The sequence below is a fragment of the Streptomyces sp. NPDC059679 genome, from assembly GCF_042734105.1.
In the GTDB taxonomy this organism is placed as follows: Bacteria; Actinomycetota; Actinomycetes; order Streptomycetales; family Streptomycetaceae; genus Streptomyces.
In genome coordinates, this window is the sequence record NZ_JBHWES010000008.1 from 50419 (window position 1) to 71468 (window position 21050).

Here is a 21050-nt window from a genome sequence, read left to right on the forward strand (position 1 = left end):
TCAGTCCAGCCCGCACAGCGCACCAAGACACGCTCATAGGGTGGCCTTCCGGGCGCTCAGCTCGGCCACCACGTCGACGATCAAATCCTCCTGCCCGGCGATGGCCTGCCTTCTGCCGAGCTCGAAGAACACATCGCGCGGGTCGACTCCGGCCCGCCCGGAGTGGTCGAGCACCTGGTGTTTGAACCCGGAGAACACCCCGGCCAGACCGCTGACGATGGACAGCGAGCCGGTGACCGGCGGCGCGGGCATCAGCTCCCGCTCGGCGAACTCGGCGGCGTCGAGCAGCGCGTACAGATCGATGCCGGTGGCGAACCCGGTGCGCTCCAGCACCGGCACCACCACCTCGAGCTGGGTGTTCCCCGCCCCGGCGCCGAAGCCGCGCGCGCAGCCGTCGATGATCCCGGCCCCCGCCTCGGCGGCGGCCACGGAGTTGGCGACGGCCATGCCGAGGTTGTTGTGGCCATGGAAGATCACCGGTACGCCCAACGGCCCGACGGCCTCGACCATCGCACCGATCCGGTCGGTGACGTCCTGCGGCAGAAAGTGGCCCGCGGAGTCCATGATGCCGACCGCCCGTGCCCCGTACCCGACCGCGCGCGTGGCCTGCTCGGCGAGTTCGGCGGGGGTGGCCATATGGCTCATCATCAGCACGCAGTGCGCCTCCGCGCCCTGCTCCGCCAGCAGCCCGAGGTGGCGCTCGGCCAGCGAGGTCTCGGTGCAGTGCACACCGATGCGGATCACATCGGCGCCGTGCGCCACGGCCTTGCGCAGATCGTCGGAGGTGCCCCAGCCGGGCAGCATGAACACCCCCATTTTGCTGTGCCGCAGGGCTTCCCGCACGGTCGACAGCATCTCGTCGTCACTGACGGCGGCCCGCCCCACCTGGAGGGAGGAGGCGCCCAGGCCGTTGCCGTGGCCCACCTCCACCACCGGGATCCCGGCCGCGTCGGCCGCCTCGGCGTACCCCCGCAACGCCGCCACGCCGAGTCGATGCCGCACCGCGTGCTGGCCGTCGCGCAAGGTGGGGTCGTACATCACCACGGACCTCATCGGCCCACCGCCGTCCAGGCGGCTGAGGCGAGCCGGGCCGCGTGCTGCTCGGCGACCAGGATGGCGGCCGAGTTGATGATGTCCAGGTTTCCGGCGTAACGGGGCAGTACGTCGCTGTCCGCGGTGACCTCCAGGGAGACCACGACCCGGTCGCCGGTCACCGTGCAGGCGATGACCTCGTACCCGGGCTGATGCGCCCGCACCCGCTCGGCGGCGTCGTCGACCAGGGCACGCACCGCCTCGGCGTCGGCCCCGGGGACGATCGCGTGGACGGCGGTCCGGAAGGTGGCCGGGGGCACGGCCGGGCTGATGTTGAGGATCGCCTTGGTGTCGCGTACGCCTGCGAGCGTGGTGAGGGCGTGCTGGGTGGTGGCGATGTACTCGTCGAGGTTGAGCCGGGTGGCCCGGCCCGCGATGGTGCCGGCCACGGTGGAGACGGCCTCGATGTACGCCACCTCGAACCGCTGGGCGAGGGCGTGGGCGATCGGGATCGACGCCTGTCCGCCACAGCTGATGAGGCTGACGTTGCGCTCGGCCGGTGGGCGGGTCCCGGTCACCGTGGGCACCACCATCCGGCCGACCCGGCTGGGGGTCAGGTCGATCAGCAGCGTGTCCAGCGGCTGGAGCAGCCGCCAGTGTTCGGCGTGCGACATCGCGTTGGTGGCGTCGAACACCACGTCGTACGGGCGCGGGGCCGCGAGGATCGCGTCGATGCCCTCCGCCGTGGTCGGACAGCCGAGCTCGGCGGCGTACCGTAACCCCTCGGACTCGGGGTTGCGCCCGGCCACCAGGCCGCAGTTCAGCACGGTGGAGCGGTGGACCTTGCCGACCAGGTCCCGGCCGATGACCCCGGTGCCGATGACGGCGACGGTGATGGGCGGGACGGTGGCGGACCCGGCGGTGGCGCGCTCAGCGACGGTCATGGCCCGCCTCCTCGCCGTCATCACCGACACCATCCACATCGCCCGTGCCACCCCTCCCGAACCGCTCGGCCCAGGCGTCCCCGCGCGCCACTGTCGCGCGCGCCATCCGGGCGAACGGCGGGCCGACCATGTTCCCGTCCAGGACCGCGATTCCGCCGTCCGCCGCCCGTACGGCCTCGGTCACCCGCCGGGCCAGCCGCAGCCCGGCCGGGTCGGGCCGCAGGGCCTGGTTGATCGCGGCCAGTTCGCTGGGGTGCACGGTCACCTTGCCGTGGAAGCCCAGCTCGCGCACCCGGTCGATCTCCTCGGCCAGCGTTTCCGGCTCGGCCAGCCGGAAGTTGGCGGTGTCGATCAGGGCGGTGCCGTGCCGGGCGCCGGCCAGGGCCATCGCCTGGCGGGCGGCGAGCAGCCCCGCCCAGCTGATCTGGATGCCCAGGGCGGCGGCCAGGTCCGCCGAACCGAGGATCAGCCCGTCGGCGGCCGCCGCGATGGCGTCGACGTCGGCGACGGCGGCCGGGGTCTCCACGGTCACATAGATCTGCGGCCGGGCCCCCGCCGAGGCGAGGGTGTCGCGCATCAGCGCCACCTCGACCGCGGACTTCACCATCGTCATCACGATGAAGCCGGGCTTGACCGGGCATTCGGCGAGCATCACGATGTCGTGCACCGCCTCGATGGTGCCCAACTCGTTGACGCGTACGGCGGCGTTCGCGGGCTCCGGCGCCTTCTCCAGCGCCGCCCGGCACACCCTGCGCGCCGCGGACTTCTCCGGTGGCGGAACGGCGTCCTCCAGGTCGACCAGATGCACATCCGCGTCGTAGGACCACGCCCCCACGACCCGGTCGAGCGACAGCGCGGGCGTGTACAGGATGGAGCGCGGGATCGCCCGGGCGGTGCCCGTCATCCGGCCCCCTCCACCGGCACGGATGCCCGCTCCGGCACGGGGGCCGCCTGCGGGACGCCCACGTCGGCCAGGGCCGCGCACAGCCCGCGGATCTGCTCCTCGGTCTGGCCCGCGCGGAGCATCACCCGCAGGCCCGCGGTGCCGCGGGGGACGATCGGGAAGAACACCGGGGACACGTAGAACCCGGCCCGGTACACCCGGCGGCCCGCCTCGATGACCGTCTCGTCGCTCATCGGTACGAGACGGATCGGGAACGTCGTCCCGGTCTGCTCGGTCTTGATGTGGCTGTCGAAGAGCGCGATATTGGCCCGCAGCCGCCCCTGGAGCTCGGTCAGCTCCTCGGTGCGGTGGATCTCCGCCGAGGCCAGCGAGGCCCCGACCGCGGCGGTGTTCATCGGCTGCGAGTAGCTGAGGGCACCCGCGAACCGCTCGACCACGCGCAGCGTGTCCTTCGGGTAGCCATCGAGCAGGATGGCCGCGCCGCTGGTCCCGAACGCCTTGTTGAGGGTCGCGACGGTGATCGTCCGCTCGTCCAGCACGGGGCAGTGCGTGCGTATGTAGCCGATGCCGCGGTCCCCGTACGCCGAGAGGGAGTGCGAGTCGTCGTAGTACACCAGCAGGCCGTACTTCTCCTGCAGCTCCGCCAGTTCTCGCACCGGCGCGTATCCGCCCAGGCTGTCCGAGCCGTCCATGACGTAGGCGACCCGCTCGTACCGCTTGCACATGTCCTCGAGGAATCCGAGGTCGTGGTGGCCGCAGCTGACCACCTCCGTCTCGTCGGCGCAGGCGGGCTTGGCCCCGGCCATGGACACATGGCAGTTCTTGTCGAACACCATCAGCGGTCTGACCCCGTTGCCCAGATGCCCGGAGGCGATCAGCGGCAGCAGTCCGGCGCTGGCCACGCCAGCCGAGATCGCGGCCACCACGTCGGCGCCGAACAGTTCGCCGAGCGATGCCTCCAGCTCCAGCAGCGCCGGGATCTGCACCCGGCTGCGCGGAATGCAGTGGTCCAGCACCCCGAACCGGCGCAGCGCGGCGACCGCGCCCTCGATGACCTTGGGGTGCGAGTCCAGGTCCAGATAGGAGCAGCAGGTGAAGTTGGTGAACTCGTGGCCGTCCTCGGTGTGCAGCACACTGGGGTTGCCGTCGTCGAGTTCGGCCACGATCCCGGCGAGGCCGTTGCGCTCGGACAGGTCCCAGAAGGCGTTTCCGACGCCGACGGCCTTGTCGTTGTTGCGGTACCGGTGCGTGGGCTCGATGGTTTTGCACCCGATGGTTTTGCGCCCGCTCATGACGCCGCCTCGGCCGGCTGGTAGTTGTAGACGCCCTTGAGCTTGCGGTAGGCGGCCGTGTAGAGCGCGACGCCCAGCACATAGGGTCTGCGGAGGATCTTCGGGTCGCGCAGCCAGAAGTTCATGTTGATGTTCATCTCGTCCAGTGATTCGGCCTGGTGCCACCAGCCGAGCGGGAGGTAGAGCATCTGCCCGGGCTCCAGGATCAGCTCCCGGCGCTCGGCCAGTTTGGAGACGAGCTTGGGGAAGCGCCGCCGGTCGACCTCGTCGAAGTCGAATGCCTGGGACTTGTCGCCGAACCCGCGCGCGATCGACCTCGGGTAGTACTCCAGGAATCCCGGGGGTGCCAGGACGAACCGCTTACGGCCTTCCAGCGCTATGTTGAAGTTCTCCAGCTCGTCGAAGTGGCTTTGGGTGAACACTCCGCGGTGGCTGATCCACAGGTTGGCGGCGTTCAACGAGCGTCGGTAGTCGAACAGTTCTCCGGCGTCAAAGCCGAGGATCGCGTCGACATCGGCCGGGCTGTTGCGGATGTTCGACACGATACGGTTCCAGGTGCCGGGGTCGGTCTGGTATCGGTCGTCGTCGAAGAACTCGCGGAGCCGGATCTCCTTGGTGGTCCACCGCCGTGAATTCCGCTTGTCGCTCGGCTCGGTGAACAGGGTCACCTTCATGTTTCCAAGGCGCTCGGCCACGCCTTCTCTGCCGAGGCCCCGGGCGCCTTTCGGTAAATCGATCACCACGGGGACATCCGCCCGGATGAGGGCCCGTCGCCCGAAGGCCAGGAACTCGTCGAACGAGAGACGGGGAACCGGTAATCCCCCGAGTCCCTTCCGCTCGGACACGCCATGCGCTGTGCTCACAACTCAGTCCTCACGCTGTCGTAACGTCATTGTTCTCAAACGGTGGTTCCCGAAGCCGCTTCCGGGGCCGGCCTCGTCCTCAGAAGCGCCGGCTGTCCTACGAGGCTCAGCCCCATGGCGAGGATCCCGCCGCCGACCGCCGCCCACGCCGCCTGCTCGAAGCCGCCCGGGTCGGCCAGCCGCCCGCCCACGGCCGTGCCCAGGGCGATACCGAGGGCCCCGGCGCTGGTGAGCCACGAGAAACCCTCCGACAAGGAGCCCTTGGGGGCCAGCGACTCCAGCAGCGTGCTGCCCGCGATCAGCCCCGGGGAGATCGCCACGCCCGCGACCACGGCGAGGAGGCCCATCACCAGTAAGGAGTCCGCGAAGGCCAGGGGAATCACGCCGAGGGTCAGCACGGAGGTGGTGATCGAGAGCAGCCGCGCCTGTGACAGCCGCCAGTTCACCGCCCCGTAGACCGCCCCGGCGATCAGGCTGCCCACCGCCGTCAGCGACAGGAACACCCCGGCAAGCCCGGAAGCCGACCGCTCCTGGGCGAACGCGATCATCGTGACGTCGACCGCGCCGAGCAGAAATCCCGTCCCCGCGTAGGAGACCATCAGCACCCGCACCCCGGGCACCGCGATCGCCCGCTGGGGGCCGCGGCCGGGGGTCGGCTCGGGCACCGGCTCGGACCGGCGGTGCAGCGCCAGGGCGATGGAGCCGGTCAAGGTCAGGACCGCGCAGGCGATCAGGCCCGCGGCCGGGTGCACCGCCGAGGCGAGGGCGGTGGCCAGCAGCGGCCCCAGCAGGAAAATCGTCTCGTCCAGCATGGATTCCAGGGCGTAGGCCGTCCGCAGCGCTCCCCGGTCGGCCATCGCCGCCCACCGCGCCCGCATGAACGAGGTGAACGAGACCGAGGCGCATCCGGTGGCCACCGCCGGGACGATCAGCAGCCACAGCGGGGCCTCCAGCAGGATCGACACCAGCAGCAGCGCCATCCCCACCGCATGCGCCAGGCACGCGGTGAGCAGCACCCGCCGCTGGCTGAGCCGGTCGGCCAGCCGCCCCAGCACCGGGCTGGCCACGCCCTGCGAGACGAGCATGGCCGCGGCCACCGTCCCGGCGTCCGCCAGCGACCCGGTGACCGAGGAGATCAGCATCACGCAGCTCAGGGACCGCATGGCGATGGGGAATCGGCCGACCATCCCCCAGAACGCCAGCGCGGCGGCGCCGGACGCCCGTAGCAATCGGAAATAGGACCCGAGCCCAGAATTCAAGCTCGCTGTGCTTTCGGACACCCTGCCCCCGTCAGTGTGAAACGGCCATTCCGAAAATTACTGACGATCTCGATCCGGGAAACTCAAGGAACGCCACAGGTTCAGGAACGAATTGTTCCGCACCGACCGTGTCGAACCCTGTTCCCCCGTTCCGCCCGCTCAATACAGCGAATCGTCATAATAGGCGGGCCGTCGCCCGGTTGGCCATGGGGAGGCGGCCGTAACCGATTCGACCGAGGAGGCAGTCGTGACCGAGCGGACGTCCGAGAGCCAGGGGCCCGAGCGGGAGCTCCAGGCCCCGGAGGGCCCGGAGGGCGAGCAGTCCGAGACCTTACGGCAGCGCAAGAACGGCCTGGGGCGAGGCGTGAGCGACGAGCTCGCCGAGAACATGAAGCAGGGCTGGGCCGACACCGAGCGACACGACCTCGAGCCCATCCCGCAGGCCGCGCACACCGCCCGCCGTCGCGCCGCGCTCTCCGCCCGTTTCCCCGGCGAGCGCCTGGTGATTCCGGCCGGCCGGCTGAAGGTCCGCGCCAACGACACGGACTACCCCTTCCGCCCCTCCTCCGACTACGTCTATCTGACCGGCGACCGGCCCGCTGAATGCGCTGACGGCGTTCTGGTGCTGGAGCCACGGAGCGAGGGCGGCCATGCGGCCACCGCGTATCTGCTGCCCCGCTCCGACCGTGAGAACGGCGAGTTCTGGCTCTCGGCGCAGGGCGAGCTGTGGGACGGCCGGCGCAACAGCCTCACCGAGAACGAGATGCTTCTCGGCCTGCCCTGCGAGGACGTCCGCAAGCTGGCCGACGGGCTGAAGGGGGCCACCGGCCCGGTCCGGGTGCTGCGCGGCTACGACGCCGGTGTCGAGACCGCGTTGCACGACAAGGTGACCGCCGAGCGCGACGAGGAGTTCCGCGTCTTCCTCTCCGAGATGCGACGGGTGAAGGACGAGTTCGAGATCGCCGAACTGCGCTTCGCCTGCGAGGCCACCGCGCGCGGCTTCGAGGACGTGGTCAAGGTCCTCGAAGCGGCCGAGGCCACCTCCGAGCGCTATGTCGAGGGCACGTTCTTCCTGCGCGCCCGCGTCGAGGGCAACCACGTCGGCTACGCCTCCATCTGCGCCGCCGGCCCGCACGCCACCACCATCCACTGGGTGCGCAACGACGGCCCGGTCCGCCCCGGTGAACTGCTGCTGCTCGACGCGGGCGTGGAGACCCGCAACCTCTACACCGCGGATGTGACCCGCACCCTGCCCATCGACGGCCGCTTCACCCCGATCCAGCGCAAGATCTACGACGCGGTGTACGACGCGCAGGAGGCCGGAATCGCCGCCGTCAAGCCCGGCGCCGGCTACCGCGACTTCCACGAGGCCGCCCAGCGGGTGCTCACCGAGCGCCTGGTGGACTGGGGCCTGCTCGGCGACCTGTCGGTGGACAAGGCCCTCGAACTCGGTATGCAGCGCCGCTGGACCCTGCACGGCACCGGCCACATGCTCGGCCTCGACGTCCACGACTGCGCCGCGGCCCGTACCGAGATGTACGTCGACGGCACGCTGGAGCCCGGGATGGTGCTCACCGTCGAGCCCGGGCTGTACTTCCAGCCCGACGATCTGACCGTGCCCGAGGAGTACCGCGGTATCGGGGTGCGGATCGAGGACGACATCCTCGTCACCGACGACGGCACCGAGAACCTGTCGGCCGGCCTGCCCCGGCAGGCGGACGAGGTCGAGGCATGGATGGCCGGTCTGAAGGCCTGACGCCGCTCCCCACCGTCTGGGGTGCGAGGCTGCCGCCCCGCGGCGCACAACGGGGAGAGTCACCGCGGAGCGGCAGCCGGCCCGGGTCGGCGCGACCCGGGCGAGCCTCCGGAGGCGTGGGTTCCCCGGAGGCTCTGCCGGGGAGTACGGACCCGGGCCCCGTATTGTTCAGCCTTCCACCACATTCGGTTTGCCGCGGCGGCCCGGCCCTTGCCAGGCTGTCCCCATGCCGACCGCCCCGCTGCCCGAGCTCATCGACGAACTCCTCGCCGGCCCCCACCCGTTGCCGATCGTCGCGGCGGGAGTCCCGGTCCTGCGCCGACCCGCCCTTCCGTACGAGGGGCAGCTGTCCGCCGGGCAACTGGACCGGCTGGTGCGGGCCATGCGGGAGACCATGCAGGCCGCCCCGGGGGTCGGCCTGGCCGCCCCGCAGATCGGCATTCCGCTGCGGATCGCGGTCATCGAGGACCCGGCCGAGGTGAGCGCGGAGATGCGGGAGGCGCGCGGGCGGGTGCCGCTGCCCTTCCGGGTGCTCGTCAACACCTCGTACGAGCCGGTGGGCGACCCCGGCCGCCGGGCGGCGTTCTTCGAGGGCTGTCTCAGCGTGCCCGGGTGGCAGGCCGTGGTCGCCCGCCCCGAGCGGATCCGGCTGCGGGGCCAGGACGAGCGGGGGCGTGAGCTCGACGAGGAGTTCGCGGGGTGGCCCGCGCGTATCGTCCAGCATGAGACCGACCACCTCGACGGCACGCTCTACCTCGACCGGGCCGAGACCCGCTCGCTCGCCTCGGCGCGCTCCGTCGCCGAGCTGTGGTCCCAGCCCACCCCCGCCGACGCGGCCCGCGCGCTCGGCTTCCCGCTGCCGGGCCCGGCCGAGCGGTAAACCCCGTCTCCGACGACGCGTGGGCGTCCCCCGGGTGGACATCACATGTGGCGCCCGTGGCGGCACACGTTCGTCATCGTCCGGCAGTCGTCGAATCACCGTCCGGACACTGCCGCGTTCTCGTGCCGGGGCAACACTTGCGAAGCCATTCCAAGCCTTCGCTGGTGCTCGACTCCCCTGAACGGAGAACAGGAATGCATGTGCTCTCGACAACTTCGGTTCCGGCGGACGCCCGCTCCTACGTCACCTCGATCGCGGACACCGAAGAGCAGATCCACGCCGCCCAGCGGCTGCGCTACCAGGTCTTCGGGCAGGAAAAGGGAGCCCGGCTGCACACCGTAGGCGACCGGGACGTGGACGAGTTCGACGAGGTCATGGACCATCTGATCGTCACGGACACCTCGACGGACACCGTGGTCGGCACCTACCGGCTGCTGCCGCCCGGGCGCAGCGAGCGGCTGTACTCGGAAACCGAGTTCGATCTGCGCGGACTCCCGGACGAGATACGCCTCTCGATGGTCGAGGCGGGCCGGGCCTGTGTCCACCCCGACCACCGCTCGGGTGCGGTGATCAATCTGATGTGGGCCGGGCTGGCCCGGTACGTGCTGCTGTCCGGCCACCGCTATCTCGCGGGCTGCGCCTCGGTCCCGCTGGCCGACGGCGGGCAGGCCGCGGCGGACGCCTGGCTACTGGGCACCACCCGGCACGCCGCGCCCGCCGATGTGCGGGTGCTCCCGCGCGACCCGTGGATGCCCACCCGGGCGCTGGTCGCCGAACCGGGCTACGCCGCGCTGCCGCCGCTGTTGCGCGGCTATCTGCGGGTCGGGGCCTGGATGTGCGGGGCGCCGCAGCACGAGCGGGACTTCGACGACGCCGACTTCTTCGTGCTGCTGGACACGGAGAAGATGAACGACCGCTATCGGCGCTACTTCCTGGGCGAGTCCCGATGACCCTGCCGGTACCGGCGCCCTCGCATGCGGGGGCGCCGGGAGCTATACGGGATACGGGGGCCGCCGGGTCCCCGTGGACCGCCTGGTCACCGTGTAGTACCACCCGCTGTGTGGCGCACGCCGCCGCCCGGGTGCCGGCCTCGCGCGTGGCCGGGCGCGCCGCGTCCTTCGCCCGGGTGGCGGCGGGCGCGCTGCTGCGCGGCAAACGGCTCGCCGAGCCCGACACGCTGCGGGCCCGCGCCGCGGCGATGCTGGACGCCCTGGACATCCGGCTGGAGGTGCACGGCGGGCCGCTGAGCGTACCGGGCCGTACGGGCACACTGGTCGTCGCCAACCACATCTCGTGGCTGGACATCATCTCCCTGCTCGCCGTGGAGCCGGTGACCATGCTGGCCAAGCGCGAGGTCGGGGAGTGGCCGGTGGCCGGCTCGCTGGTGCGGCGGGCGGGGACGCTGTTCATCGACCGATCCACGCTGCGCGGGCTGCCGGACACCGTCGCGATGATGTCCGGGCAGTTGCGTTCCGGCCGTTCGGTCATGGTCTTCCCGCAGGGTGTCACCTGGTGTGCCGGAACGGGCGGCAACTTCCGGCAGGCCACCTTCCAGGCGGCGATCGACGCCGGGGCGCCGATCCGGCCGGTGACCCTGGACTATCTTCAGCATGGAGCGCCGACCACGGTGGCCGCCTTCGTCGGCGAGGACGACTTCGGCAGCTCCGTACGGCGGGTGCTGCGCGCCACCGGGCTGACCGTGCGGATGCGGATACACCAGCCGCTGTCGGCCCTGCCGGGCGTGGACGACCGGCGGAGCCTCGCCGCGCGGGCCCAGGCGGCCGTATGCGGCGCGGAGTTGTCCACACACGGCTGAACCCCAGGCAAAACTCCACTCGGGCAGAAACGGGCGCAAGTCTTTCGGAAACGGTCAGTGGCAATGGGGCGCAACATTGGTATACACCTTGAAGCGGATCTAAACACCCGTCACCAGAATCCACAGCCGTTGCCGATACGACAGAAAGTGGTGACTACCCTTGGCTGCCCACCCCCACACCGCCCAGGTCACCCCCGATCGCCCCAAAGCCTCCCAAGAGGGCGGCCGGTACGCCACCGGTATGGCCACCCTCACCTCCGACCTGCGGATCCTCGCGGGTGACGACGACTTCTTCCGCCACTTCGGCGGTTCGTCGGCGGAGCTGTGCGGCCGCGATTTGTTCGATCTGCTGCACCCCAGCGCCCCTGCCGTACTGCGGGAACACTTCTCGCGTCTGCACGACGGGCGGCGCACCCGGTTCACCGAGCGCGTCGTCGGATGCCGCACGGACGGCCAGGTGTTCTCCGGCGATCTGACCGGTACGGCCATCGAGGGCCCCTCGGATCAGCTGTCCGCCATCGTCGTACTGGTCAAACCGGACGACGAGGCGGTCCTCGACGAAGCCACCACGCTGCGGCGGCTGTTGCTCTCCCCTCTGGAGGCCCAGATACTCGAAGGGGTGGCCACCGGCGCCTCGACCGTACAGCTGGCCTCCAAGCTCTATCTGAGCAGGCAGGGCATCGAATACCACGTGAGCTCGATGCTGCGGAAGCTCAAGGCGCCCAACCGCGCGGCCCTGGTGTCCCGCGCCTACTCGGCGGGCATGCTGACGGTCGGCACCTGGCCGGCCAGAGTGCTCCCGGACTTCGTCAAATAGCCCCCTCCCGGCGGCACGGCAGGGGGCGTGCCGCCGAGGGGGAGGGCTCGGCCCTCCCCACGTACCCGCCGCCGCTACCCCGCCGCGAGCGTGGTGGCGACGACGGTCAGCGCGACCCCGCCGAGCAGGGCGGCCACCAGCAACCGGAGCCGCAGCCGACGGTAGATCCCCTGGTACTCCGCGCGCAGTTCCTCGGCGCGCCGCGCCACCTTGCGCAGGTTCTGTTCGGTGAGGTCCCACTGGTCCTGCGCGTAGAGGCGTTCGACCTCCTCGCGCTGGGCGACGGTCAGCCAGTCCAGCCGGTCCACGAACCGGCGCGCGCGGTCGCAGGCCCGCTCGCGTTCCGCCTGGAGCAGCAGATAGCCATCCAGTTGGCTGATGCCCATGGCGATATCGCCGGGGCGCAGGGCGCTCATATCACCGACTCGCGCTCGGCGGCCCCGGGGTGGTGCAGATCGAACGCCGGGGATTCGGAGCGGATCCGGGGCAGCGAGGTGAAGTTGTGCCGCGGTGGCGGGCAGGAGGTCGCCCACTCCAGCGAGCGGCCGTAGCCCCACGGGTCGTCGACCTCGATCTTCTTGCCGTACTTGGCGGTCTTCCAGACGTTGTAGAAGAACGGCAGGATCGACAGGCCGAGCACGAAGGAGAAGATCGTCGAGACGGTGTTCAGCGTGGTGAAGCCGTCGGCGGCGAGATAGTCCGGGATCCTGCGGAGCATTCCTTCCGTCCCCAGCCAGTGCTGGACGAGGAAGGTGCCGTGGAAGCCGATGAACAGCGTCCAGAAGGTGATCTTGCCCAGGCGCTCGTCCAGCATCTTGCCGGTGAACTTCGGCCACCAGAAGTGGAATCCGGCGAACATCGCGAACACGACCGTACCGAAGATCACGTAGTGGAAGTGGGCCACCACGAAGTAGGTGTCCGAGACATGGAAGTCCATCGGCGGCGAGGCCAGGATGACACCGGTCAGCCCGCCGAAGACAAACGTGATCAGGAAGCCGACCGCCCACAGCATCGGGGTCTCGAAGCTCAGCGACCCCTTCCACATCGTGCCGATCCAGTTGAAGAACTTGATACCGGTCGGCACCGCGATCAGGAACGTCATGAAGGAGAAGAACGGCAGCAGCACACCGCCCGTGACATACATGTGGTGTGCCCACACGGTCACCGAGAGGCCCGCGATCGAGATCGTCGCGCCGATCAGGGAGACGTAGCCGAACATCGGCTTGCGCGAGAAGACCGGAATGACCTCGGAGATGATCCCGAAGAACGGCAGCGCGATGATGTACACCTCGGGGTGGCCGAAGAACCAGAACAGGTGCTGCCACAGCAGCGCCCCTCCGTTGGCCGCGTCGAAGATATGGGCCCCGAACTGGCGGTCCGCCTCCAGGGCGAACAGCGCGGCGGCCAGGACCGGGAAGGCCAGCAGCACCAGCACACCGGTGAGCAGCACGTTCCAGGTGAAGATCGGCATGCGGAACATCGTCATGCCCGGGGCGCGCATGCAGATGATGGTGGTGATGAAGTTGACCGAGCCGAGGATGGTGCCGAAGCCGGAGAAGGCCAGACCCATGATCCACATGTCGGCGCCCACGCCCGGCGAGCGGACCGCGTCCGACAGCGGCGAGTACGCGAACCAGCCGAAGTCGGCCGCGCCCTGCGGGGTGAGGAACCCGCCCACGGCGATCAGCGAGCCGAACAGGTACAGCCAGTAGGCGAACATGTTCAGCCGCGGGAACGCCACATCAGGCGCGCCGATCTGCAGCGGCATGATCCAGTTCGCGAAGCCGGCGAACAGCGGTGTGGCGAACATCAGCAGCATGATCGTGCCATGCATCGTGAGCGCCTGGTTGAACTGCTCGTTCGACATGATCTGGTGGCCCGGGCGGGCCAGCTCGGCGCGCATGAACAGCGCCAGGATCCCGCCGATGCAGAAGAACGCGAACGACGTGACGAGGTAGAGCGTCCCGATCGTCTTGTGATCGGTGGTCGTCAGCCACCGTACGGCCGCGGAACCGGGGCTCGGGCGGCGCGTGGGCACGGGCGCCGGTGCCGCGACAACACTGTTGTTACTCATGCCCGGTAGGTGTCCGGCACCCCTCCCGACCGTCACGGGGGAGGCGGAAAAAAGAAAACTTCATGGGGGTGTGATGATCGAAGGCATGCCGGACACCTACCGGGCATGAGCCCCGACGAAGCCTTCGACACCGCCTACCGTGAGCATTACTGGGCGGTGAGCCGCTTCGTGGCCCGACGGCTGGACGGCCGGCCCAGCGAGGTCGAGGAAGTCGTCGCGGAGGTGTTCACCGTCGCCTGGCGGCGCCGCCGCGAGCTGCCCCAGTCGCCTCTGCCCTGGCTGTACGGGGTGGCGCGCAACTGCCTGGCCAACGCCGTACGTGGACGCGGCCGGTACCGCAGGCTGCTCGCCAAGCTCGGCCATCACGAGGTGACGGGGGGTCGGCGCACCGTGCCGAGCCCGGACGCCGAGCAGCCGGGCTCCTGGGTGCTGGAGGCGCTGGACCGGCTCACCGAGGCCGACCAGGAGGTGCTGAAGCTGACGGCGTGGGAGGAGCTGACCGTCGAGGAGCTGGCCACCGTCCTGGGGTGCGGCCGGTCGGCCGCGGCCATGCGGCTGCACCGGGCCCGGCAGCGGCTGCGGGCGCAGATCGACACGGTGCGCGGGGCCGTCCCGGTACCGGCGCGGACGAGCACGAAGGATGAACGGAAATGACCGACGAACTCGACCTGCTCCGCGGCGCCGACCCCGTCCCCGCCGACGCCGAGCGGTGGCGGGACCGGCCGCTGGGCTTCGAGGGCGAGCGGCGGCTGCGGCAGCTGGTGTCCGGGGCCCGGCGCCGCCGTACCGTACGGCGGGTCGTCATGGGCGTGGCCACGGCGACGGCGGGGGCGGTGGCCGCCATCGCCCTGACCGTCTCGGGCCCGGCCGCCTCCCCGGCCGTGGCCGCCCCGGTGGCGCTGCGGCCGCACGCCTCCGCCGCCGATGTATCGCTCGCGGAGATCGCCCGCCGGGCCCGCGCCGCGGCGGCGGCCGAGCCCGGGAAGTCGGTGCGCGGCAGCCATGTCCAGGACTGGTCGATGGGCCTGGAGTCGGGCAAGGACGCGGTGACGGTCCCCCAGGAGACGCTGACCCGCTGGAACACGGACGGCAGCGGCTCGCTGCTCGTGGTCGCCACCGACCCCCGCCACCCGGGGCGCCCGGTCATCGACGACGGCGATCCGCCCCGTACGGTCCACGACGGCAAGGTGGTGCGCCGGGAGAACTACCCGCCGGGCATCGACGGCGCGAACCAGAGCTACTTCGAGCCGCCGCCGCCCGGTGCCGCCGCGCTGCGCGACTATCTCGCCGTCTGGCACCCGGGCGCGGACCGCGACCCGGACGAACTGCTGGGCGCGGTCCAGGACTTCCTCCGGGTGTGGACTCCCGGCCCGCGCGAGATCGCGAACCTGGCCACCCTGCTCTCCCGTGACGCGGGCCTGCGCCCGGCCGGCCGGGTCACCGACCGGATGGGCCGGGAGGGGCAGGCGTTCGTGCGCACCACCGGCGGGTTGCAGCAGATGGTCGTCCTCGACCCGGACGACGGAAGGGTGCTCGACATGGAGGAGACCTGCACCCGCGACGACCCCGAGTACCGGCTCAAGGCGGGTGATGTGTTCTCGTACACGGCCTGGTTGTCGTAAGCGTCACTTCGACGCAGCCGCACAACATCCGTGCGGCGCAGGGGTGTCATAGGGTGATCGGCCTATGCACTCCTCTCCCTCACAGCGGCGGGCGCGGCTCCTGCTGCCCGCTCTCGTCGCCGCCGGCGCGGCCGTGGGCATCGCGGGCTGCGCGTCGGGGACCGGTGCCCAGGACGACGGCGCCGCGCCCCGGCTGTCCCCGCCCACCAGCGCCGTACCGCTGTGGCCCGGCTTCACGCCGCCGTCCACGCCCGAACAGGTGGGTCCGGCCCCCGGCTTCGTCCGCTATCTGCCCGTCGAGGGCGTGTCCGCGCCCGCCGACGGGCTGGCGGGGCTGTCCCCCAAGCGGCTGCTGGACAAGGACCCCAATGTGCCGAAGGTGATCCAGGAGTCACTGACCGGGTGTCCGGATGCCCACTGCCCGCTGCGCAAGCCGGTGCTGCGCGATCTGACCGGTGACGGCCGGGACGAGCTGGTGGCCGCGGTCGATCTGCCCAAGTTCCAGCGGACGCTGGTCCAGGTGTACCGGGCGACGGGCCGAACCATCAGACCGGTGCTGATCTACTGGGGCCAACTGGGCGTCACCGGCGAGACGTACGGCCGCGACCTGATCATCACGTCGACCGGCGTCGACGGCCGGTTCACCGTGCGCTTCCGCTGGAACGGCGAGGTCATGGCCTCCGTCACGCCGCGCGGCGCCTCCAGCACCCCGGACGTCGCGGAGACCGTCCCCGGCGGTGTGCCGGCCGAGTCCGCCGAGCCGAAGAGGACGCCATGACCTCTGCCTTCCCGCCGCCCGCGGCCGCTGAACCGGGCCCCGTCGTACCGGGCCCCGCCGTACCGGGCCCCGCCGTACCGGGCCCCGTCGTGCCCGGCCCCGTCGTGCCCGGCCCCACCACCGAGGCCCACGTTCTCCTCGTCGAGGACGACGAGGTGATCCGCAATACGGTCCGGATGCTCCTGGAGCGGTACGGCTTCACCGTGTCCACCGCGGGGGACGGTCTCACCGGCCTGGAGCTCTTCCGCGAGCGCCGGCCCGACCTGCTGCTGCTGGACGTCATGCTCCCCGAACTGGACGGCATCGGGCTGTGCCGCAGGGTCCGCGAGCTGAGCCTGGCCCCGATCCTGATGATGTCCGCCCGCGGCGACGCCTTGGACGTGGTCTCCGGCCTGGAGGCGGGGGCCGACGACTATGTGGTCAAGCCATGTGAGAGCGCGGTGCTGGTGGCCCGTATCCGCTCCCTGCTGCGCCGCGCCTCCTTCGCCCCCGTCCAGCGGAGTGCGCCCGGCGGAGCGGAGTGCGAGACGGCCGAGGAGGACGAGCCGGCGACGCTCGCCTTCGGCGATCTGACCATCGACCCCCGCGGAATGGAAGTGCGCCGCGCGGGCCGGCTCCTGGCCCTGACGCCGACCGAGCTGCGGATGCTGCTGGAGTTCGCGGCCTCGCCCGGCGTCGTACTGGAACGCCGTACGCTGCTCAGCCGGGTGTGGGACCACGCCTGGCACGGGGACACCCGCGTGGTCGACCTCCATGTCCAGCGGCTGCGGGCGAAGATAGGCGCGGAACGGATCGAGACGGTCCGCGGCTTCGGCTACAAGCTGCGGCGCTGACGATGGCGCTGAGATGGCGGATAGCCGCTCTGGTGGCGGCGGCCGCCTGTGCGGTGGCCGCGGCGGTCGGCGTGCTGGTGCACCGCGCCTCACAGGAGCGCGAGCTGTCACAGGCGCGGGACGCCGCCCGCACCACGCTGGAGCGGGCGGCCGTCGTCTACGCCCGCACCGGCGGGGTCGAGGGCTCCGGGGCCGCGCTGGACGCTCCCGGGCTCCCGGGCGGGCTGCGCTCCCTGGTACGCAAGGGGCACCAGGGCACCAAGTTCACCACCGGGCCCGGTGGGCCCGCGATGTGGGCCGCCAGACCCGCCGACGACCGGGTCCTGTCGGTCCGCGTGGACCTGGACACCTCCATGCGGGACATCAGCGCGCTCGACACCAACATCGTGCTGGCCGGTCTGATCGCCACCGCCGTGGTGCTGCCGCTCGGGGTGGTGACCGCCGGGCGGATGAGCCGGCGGCTGCGCGCCGCGGCGGCGACCGCGCGCCGGATCGCGGCCGGTGACCTGGACGCCCGTATCTCGGCCGGTGCCCGCCCGCACGACGAGATCGCCGAGATCTCCGGGGCCGTCGACTCGATGGCGGCAGCGCTCCAGGAACGGCTGCTCCGCGAGCAGCGGTTCACCGCCGATGTGGCGCATGAGCTGCGCACCCCGCTGATGGGTCTGGTGACCGCCGCCGAACTGCTGCCGCCGGGCGAGGCCACCGGGTATGTACGGGACCGGGTACGGGTGCTGAGCACGCTGGTCGAGGACCTGCTGGAGATCTCCCGGCTGGACGCCGGCGCGGAGCGGGCCGATCTGTCGCCCTGTCCCCTCGGGCTCCTGGTGACCGAGGCCGTCGACCGCACCGCCCTGGACGTACGGCTGCGCACCGCCCAAGGTACGGAAGAGGGCGCCGGGGACGGGCCGACGGTGTGGACGGACCCGCGGCGGATGGAGCGGATCGTGGCCAATCTGGTCGTCAACGCCCATCGGCACGGCCGCACCCCGGTCGAGGTGACGGTCGACCCGGACCGCAGGACCGTGACCGTACGCGACCACGGCCCCGGCTACCCGGACGACCTGCTGCGGGACGGTCCGCAGCGGTTCCGTACCGGGGCGCGGGAGCGCGGCCGGGGCCACGGTCTGGGGCTGACCATCGCGCTGGGCCAGGCGGAGGTCATCGGCGCCGAGCTGGCCTTCCGCAACGCGGCGGACGGCGGGGCGGCGGCCACGCTGCGCCTCCCCGCGGGCCCCGAAGCGGCACCGATACAGGCACCGATACACGCACCGATACACGACTGATACACCGCCGAGCGGTATTCGAGGCCCGGCCGAGCCGGGGCCGATACCGGGCTTTGCGGTTTTGAAGATCTTCGCTGTCGAGGATGGCGCCGCCCGCGAATATCTCGCGGGGCTCGACGGAGGTGCTCCCGGTATGACAGGTCCGCGTATGGCGTTACGCACTCGGCGCGAGCCGGACGGCGCGACGGCCGGCGAGGAGACGGCCGGGGTCCGTACGAGAAGGAGAGCGAGACGGGGGATACGGGGACTACGGGGAAGGGGCGCGCGAGGGAAGGGCGGGGTCAAGCGGACCGGTCTGCGGCGCTTCTTCACCTGGCGCAGGCTCCTGGCCTACTTCGTCGCGCTGTGCGCGCTGCTGGTCGGGGCCTTCGCGCTCCTCTACTACCTCATCGACATCCCCAAGGCCAACGCCCTGGCGAAGGCCGAGGCCAACGTCTACAAGTACAGCGACGGAACGGTGCTGGCCCGCACGGGCGACATCAACCGCGAGTCGGTCCCCTTGAGCAGGGTGCCCAAAGCCGTGCAGCACGCGTTTGTCGCGGCCGAGAACAAGACCTTCTACGACGACCCGGGCATCGATCCGGTGGGCGTCGTGCGCGGCCTGGTCAACACCGTGACCGGGAAGGGCACCCAGGGCGGCTCGACGATCACTCAGCAGTACGTCAAGAACTACTACCTCAGCCAGGAGCAGACCGTCACCCGCAAGGTGAAGGAGCTGATCATCTCCCTCAAGGTGGACCAGCGGAACTCCAAGGACGACATCCTCGCGGGCTATCTGAACACCAGCTACTTCGGGCGGGTGGCCTACGGCGTCCAGGCCGCGGCCCGGGCGTACTACGACAAGGACGTCGAGAAGCTGACGGTCGCCGAGGGCGCCTATCTCGCGGCGCTGGTGCAGGCCCCCAGCCAGTACGACTGGGCGGTCGCGACCCCCACGGCGCAGCGGCTGGTGACCCGGCGCTGGAACTACGTCCTGGACAACATGGTCGACATGGGCTGGCTGGACGCGGGCGAGCGGCGGGCCCTGCGCTTCCCGGTGCCGGTCGCCCCGCAGCCCGCCCAGGGCCTGGGCGGACAGGCCGGTTATCTGGTGGACGCGGCACGGAACGAACTCATCGCGGCCGGAGTCAGCGACCAGGAGCTGGCCGCGGGCGGCTGGACGATCACCCTCAACATCGACCCGGACAAGCAGCGGGCCCTGGAGCGCGCGGTGAAACCGGCGCTGCGCGACGCGGACACACAGGGCGCGGCGGCCTCGGTGGACCCCGGGAGCGGCCGGCTGCTGGCGCTGTACGGCGGCCGGGACTACACCAAGCACTACCTCAGCAACGCCACCCGCGCCGACTACCAGGTGGGGCCCGTCTTTCTGCCGCTGGTGACCGCCACCGCGATGGAGAACAAGCAGGGGCGAAAGGGTGGCCGGACGGAGGTGAAGGACATCGCGGTGGCCCTCGGCCTGCCCCGGGACATCACCGGCCTCACCGACCCGACGACGGTCACGCTGGGCCTGGCGGGCGCGAGCCCGCTGCGGATGGCCGGCGTTTACGCCACGATCGACAGCCACGGCAAGCGCGTCACACCGACCATCGTGAAGTCCGCCCGGCGCGGTGACGAGACGGCCGGGCCGCCGGGAGCCGTCGGCGACCAGGCGGTCACCCGCGCGACCGCCGACTTCCTCACCGCCGACCTCGTGAAGAACGACGAGGGACCACGGGCGGCGCGCTCCCTCGCCCGGCCCGCCGCGGGCATCTCCGGCACCTCCGACGACAAGAAGGCGTCCTGGTACGTCGGCTACACCCCCGACCTGGTCACGACGGTCGCCTTCTTCGGGGAGGGCGCGAAGAGCCGGAAGCAGATCCGGCTGAAGGACACCGGGACGGAGGTCCCCGAGAAGGTCTGGAGCACCTATACGCGGGAGGCGCTGCGCGGTACGCCCGCGTCCGGGTTCGACCTGGAGGAGGCGTTTCCCGCGGTGGCGGTGCCGGATCCGGTGTTCCGGCGCTGAACCCGTGCCCGCACTGCCGGCCGGCCGGTCATGACCCGCCCGGCTGGCAGTGCGGGCACCAGGCGGTGGTCCGCCCGGCCATCCGGCTGCGCCGCAGCGGGCTGCCGCACCGCGGGCAGTGCGGGTCGGGGTCGTCGCGGCGGCCGGTGAGCCAGGAGGGGCTGGTGGGCACGTGCCCGGCCTGGACCGAGGTGAGCAGCACACCGCGCATCGCGCGCTCCAGCCGGGCGCGTTCCTCGGGGGTCAGCTCGTCGGTCCGCCGCGCCGGGTTGATGCCGGCGCGCCACAGGATCTCATCGCCGAGGAGATTTCCGAGCCCGGCGACGACGGACTGGTCGGTGAGGGTCGCCTTGACCCGTCCGTGCCGCCCCGCCAGCCGTTCGTCGAGTTCGGCGCGGCTCACGGACAGCGCGTCCGGGCCCTGGTCGCCCAGGATCCGGTCGAGGTCGGCGTCGGTGGCGGCCAGCCACAGGCCGCGCAGTTTGCGCTGGTCCCGGTAGCGGAGGTCATGGCCGTCGTCGAGGACGATGGTGACGCGGTCGTGCGGATGGGGCGGGTCATCGTGCTCATGGCAGGTCAGATCTCCGGTCATCCCGAAGTGCAGGAGTACGGTGGGACCGTCGGTGCGGGCGATCAGCCATTTGCCATGCCGCTCCGGTGCGTCGAAGCGGCGGCCGGTCAGCTCCCGCCGCAGCCGCTGAGATGTCACCCCGCGCAGCACCCCGGCGTCGCCCACCTCGACGCCCTCCACCCGGCGGCCCTCCGCACAGGAGGCCAATACCCGCCGAAAACCCTCCACATCCGGCAGTTCAGGCATAGCGCTACATTACGCCCGAATGGCCGACCGCACCCCTCAAGACGCAGGACACGACAAGGGGCCGCCGCACAC

At 71.2% G+C, this 21050-nt stretch carries 19 protein-coding genes and 1 pseudogene; 11 read left to right on the forward strand and 9 right to left on the reverse strand.

Annotation, left to right across the window (positions count from 1 at the left end; genetic code table 11):
* Positions 1-33 precede the first annotated feature (33 nt).
* From dmpG to ACFV2X_RS12125, 6 genes and pseudogenes are all read right to left on the reverse strand, one after another.
* A pseudogene (gene dmpG / locus ACFV2X_RS12100) lies at positions 34-1044 on the reverse strand (4-hydroxy-2-oxovalerate aldolase); the annotation flags it as partial.
* A gap of 5 nt (positions 1045-1049) precedes the next feature.
* Positions 1050-1976 (reverse strand): acetaldehyde dehydrogenase (acetylating), encoded by a 927-nt coding sequence (locus ACFV2X_RS12105; RefSeq protein ID WP_385614716.1) that lies wholly within the window; start codon positions 1974-1976, stop codon positions 1050-1052.
* Positions 1963-2880, reverse strand: a complete 918-nt coding sequence (locus ACFV2X_RS12110) for an HpcH/HpaI aldolase/citrate lyase family protein (RefSeq protein ID WP_385614719.1) — start codon at positions 2878-2880, stop codon at positions 1963-1965. The genes ACFV2X_RS12105 and ACFV2X_RS12110 overlap by 14 nt, the downstream gene beginning before the upstream one ends.
* Entirely contained in the window at positions 2877-4172 is a 1296-nt protein-coding gene (locus ACFV2X_RS12115) for an aminotransferase class I/II-fold pyridoxal phosphate-dependent enzyme (RefSeq protein ID WP_385614722.1), read from the reverse strand. Before ACFV2X_RS12115 ends, ACFV2X_RS12110 begins: the two co-directional genes overlap by 4 nt.
* A complete protein-coding gene (locus tag ACFV2X_RS12120) occupies positions 4169-5035 on the reverse strand; it encodes a cupin-like domain-containing protein (RefSeq protein WP_385614725.1) in 867 nt (288 codons plus the stop codon). Before ACFV2X_RS12120 ends, ACFV2X_RS12115 begins: the two co-directional genes overlap by 4 nt.
* A gap of 35 nt (positions 5036-5070) precedes the next feature.
* Positions 5071-6264, reverse strand: a complete 1194-nt coding sequence (locus tag ACFV2X_RS12125; RefSeq protein ID WP_385614728.1) for an MFS transporter — start codon at positions 6262-6264, stop codon at positions 5071-5073.
* A gap of 277 nt (positions 6265-6541) precedes the next feature.
* Between ACFV2X_RS12125 and ACFV2X_RS12130 the strand changes: the two genes are divergently transcribed.
* The 5 genes from ACFV2X_RS12130 (at position 6542) to ACFV2X_RS12150 (ending at position 11563) form a co-directional block, all read left to right on the forward strand.
* Positions 6542-8050 carry an aminopeptidase P family protein gene (locus tag ACFV2X_RS12130; protein WP_385614731.1) on the forward strand — a complete coding sequence of 503 codons (1509 nt, stop codon included), beginning with the start codon at positions 6542-6544 and terminating at the stop codon, positions 8048-8050.
* A 226-nt stretch (positions 8051-8276) separates the two neighbouring features.
* Entirely contained in the window at positions 8277-8930 is a 654-nt protein-coding gene (locus tag ACFV2X_RS12135; protein ID WP_385614734.1) for a peptide deformylase, read from the forward strand.
* A gap of 194 nt (positions 8931-9124) precedes the next feature.
* On the forward strand, positions 9125-9880 hold the full coding sequence (locus tag ACFV2X_RS12140) for a GNAT family N-acetyltransferase (RefSeq protein ID WP_385614737.1): 756 nt from the start codon (positions 9125-9127) through the stop codon (positions 9878-9880).
* 110 nt (positions 9881-9990) lie between these two features.
* Positions 9991-10746 (forward strand): lysophospholipid acyltransferase family protein, encoded by a 756-nt coding sequence (locus tag ACFV2X_RS12145; protein ID WP_385614740.1) that lies wholly within the window; start codon positions 9991-9993, stop codon positions 10744-10746.
* A 160-nt stretch (positions 10747-10906) separates the two neighbouring features.
* The gene (locus ACFV2X_RS12150) at positions 10907-11563 is read left to right on the forward strand and encodes a LuxR C-terminal-related transcriptional regulator (protein WP_385614743.1); all 657 of its coding nucleotides are present in this window, start codon (positions 10907-10909) and stop codon (positions 11561-11563) included.
* A 74-nt stretch (positions 11564-11637) separates the two neighbouring features.
* On the opposite strand, the gene ACFV2X_RS12155 is transcribed toward ACFV2X_RS12150, so the two are convergent.
* Positions 11638-11979, reverse strand: coding sequence for a hypothetical protein (locus ACFV2X_RS12155; RefSeq protein WP_385614746.1), 342 nt, complete (start codon positions 11977-11979; stop codon positions 11638-11640).
* Positions 11976-13637 carry a cytochrome c oxidase subunit I gene (ctaD, locus tag ACFV2X_RS12160; RefSeq protein ID WP_385614748.1) on the reverse strand — a complete coding sequence of 554 codons (1662 nt, stop codon included), beginning with the start codon at positions 13635-13637 and terminating at the stop codon, positions 11976-11978. The genes ACFV2X_RS12155 and ctaD overlap by 4 nt, the downstream gene beginning before the upstream one ends.
* A gap of 105 nt (positions 13638-13742) precedes the next feature.
* On the opposite strand from ctaD, the gene ACFV2X_RS12165 reads away from it, so the two are divergent.
* The 6 genes from ACFV2X_RS12165 (at position 13743) to ACFV2X_RS12190 (ending at position 20161) form a co-directional block, all read left to right on the forward strand.
* Entirely contained in the window at positions 13743-14291 is a 549-nt protein-coding gene (locus tag ACFV2X_RS12165; RefSeq protein ID WP_385614751.1) for an RNA polymerase sigma factor, read from the forward strand.
* Positions 14288-15259 (forward strand): CU044_5270 family protein, encoded by a 972-nt coding sequence (locus ACFV2X_RS12170; RefSeq protein ID WP_385614754.1) that lies wholly within the window; start codon positions 14288-14290, stop codon positions 15257-15259. Before ACFV2X_RS12165 ends, ACFV2X_RS12170 begins: the two co-directional genes overlap by 4 nt.
* Positions 15260-15323: 64 nt before the next feature.
* Entirely contained in the window at positions 15324-16037 is a 714-nt protein-coding gene (locus ACFV2X_RS12175) for a hypothetical protein (protein WP_385614757.1), read from the forward strand.
* Entirely contained in the window at positions 16034-16870 is an 837-nt protein-coding gene (gene cseB, locus ACFV2X_RS12180) for a two-component system response regulator CseB (RefSeq protein ID WP_385614760.1), read from the forward strand. The genes ACFV2X_RS12175 and cseB overlap by 4 nt, the downstream gene beginning before the upstream one ends.
* 2 nt (positions 16871-16872) lie before the next feature.
* The gene (locus tag ACFV2X_RS12185; RefSeq protein ID WP_385614763.1) at positions 16873-18156 is read left to right on the forward strand and encodes a sensor histidine kinase; all 1284 of its coding nucleotides are present in this window, start codon (positions 16873-16875) and stop codon (positions 18154-18156) included.
* A 148-nt stretch (positions 18157-18304) separates the two neighbouring features.
* Entirely contained in the window at positions 18305-20161 is a 1857-nt protein-coding gene (locus tag ACFV2X_RS12190) for a transglycosylase domain-containing protein (RefSeq protein ID WP_385614766.1), read from the forward strand.
* Between the two features lie 28 nt (positions 20162-20189).
* Here ACFV2X_RS12190 and ACFV2X_RS12195 read toward each other — a convergent pair whose 3' ends face one another.
* Positions 20190-20978, reverse strand: coding sequence for an Fpg/Nei family DNA glycosylase (locus ACFV2X_RS12195; RefSeq protein ID WP_385614769.1), 789 nt, complete (start codon positions 20976-20978; stop codon positions 20190-20192).
* Positions 20979-21050 lie beyond the last annotated feature (72 nt).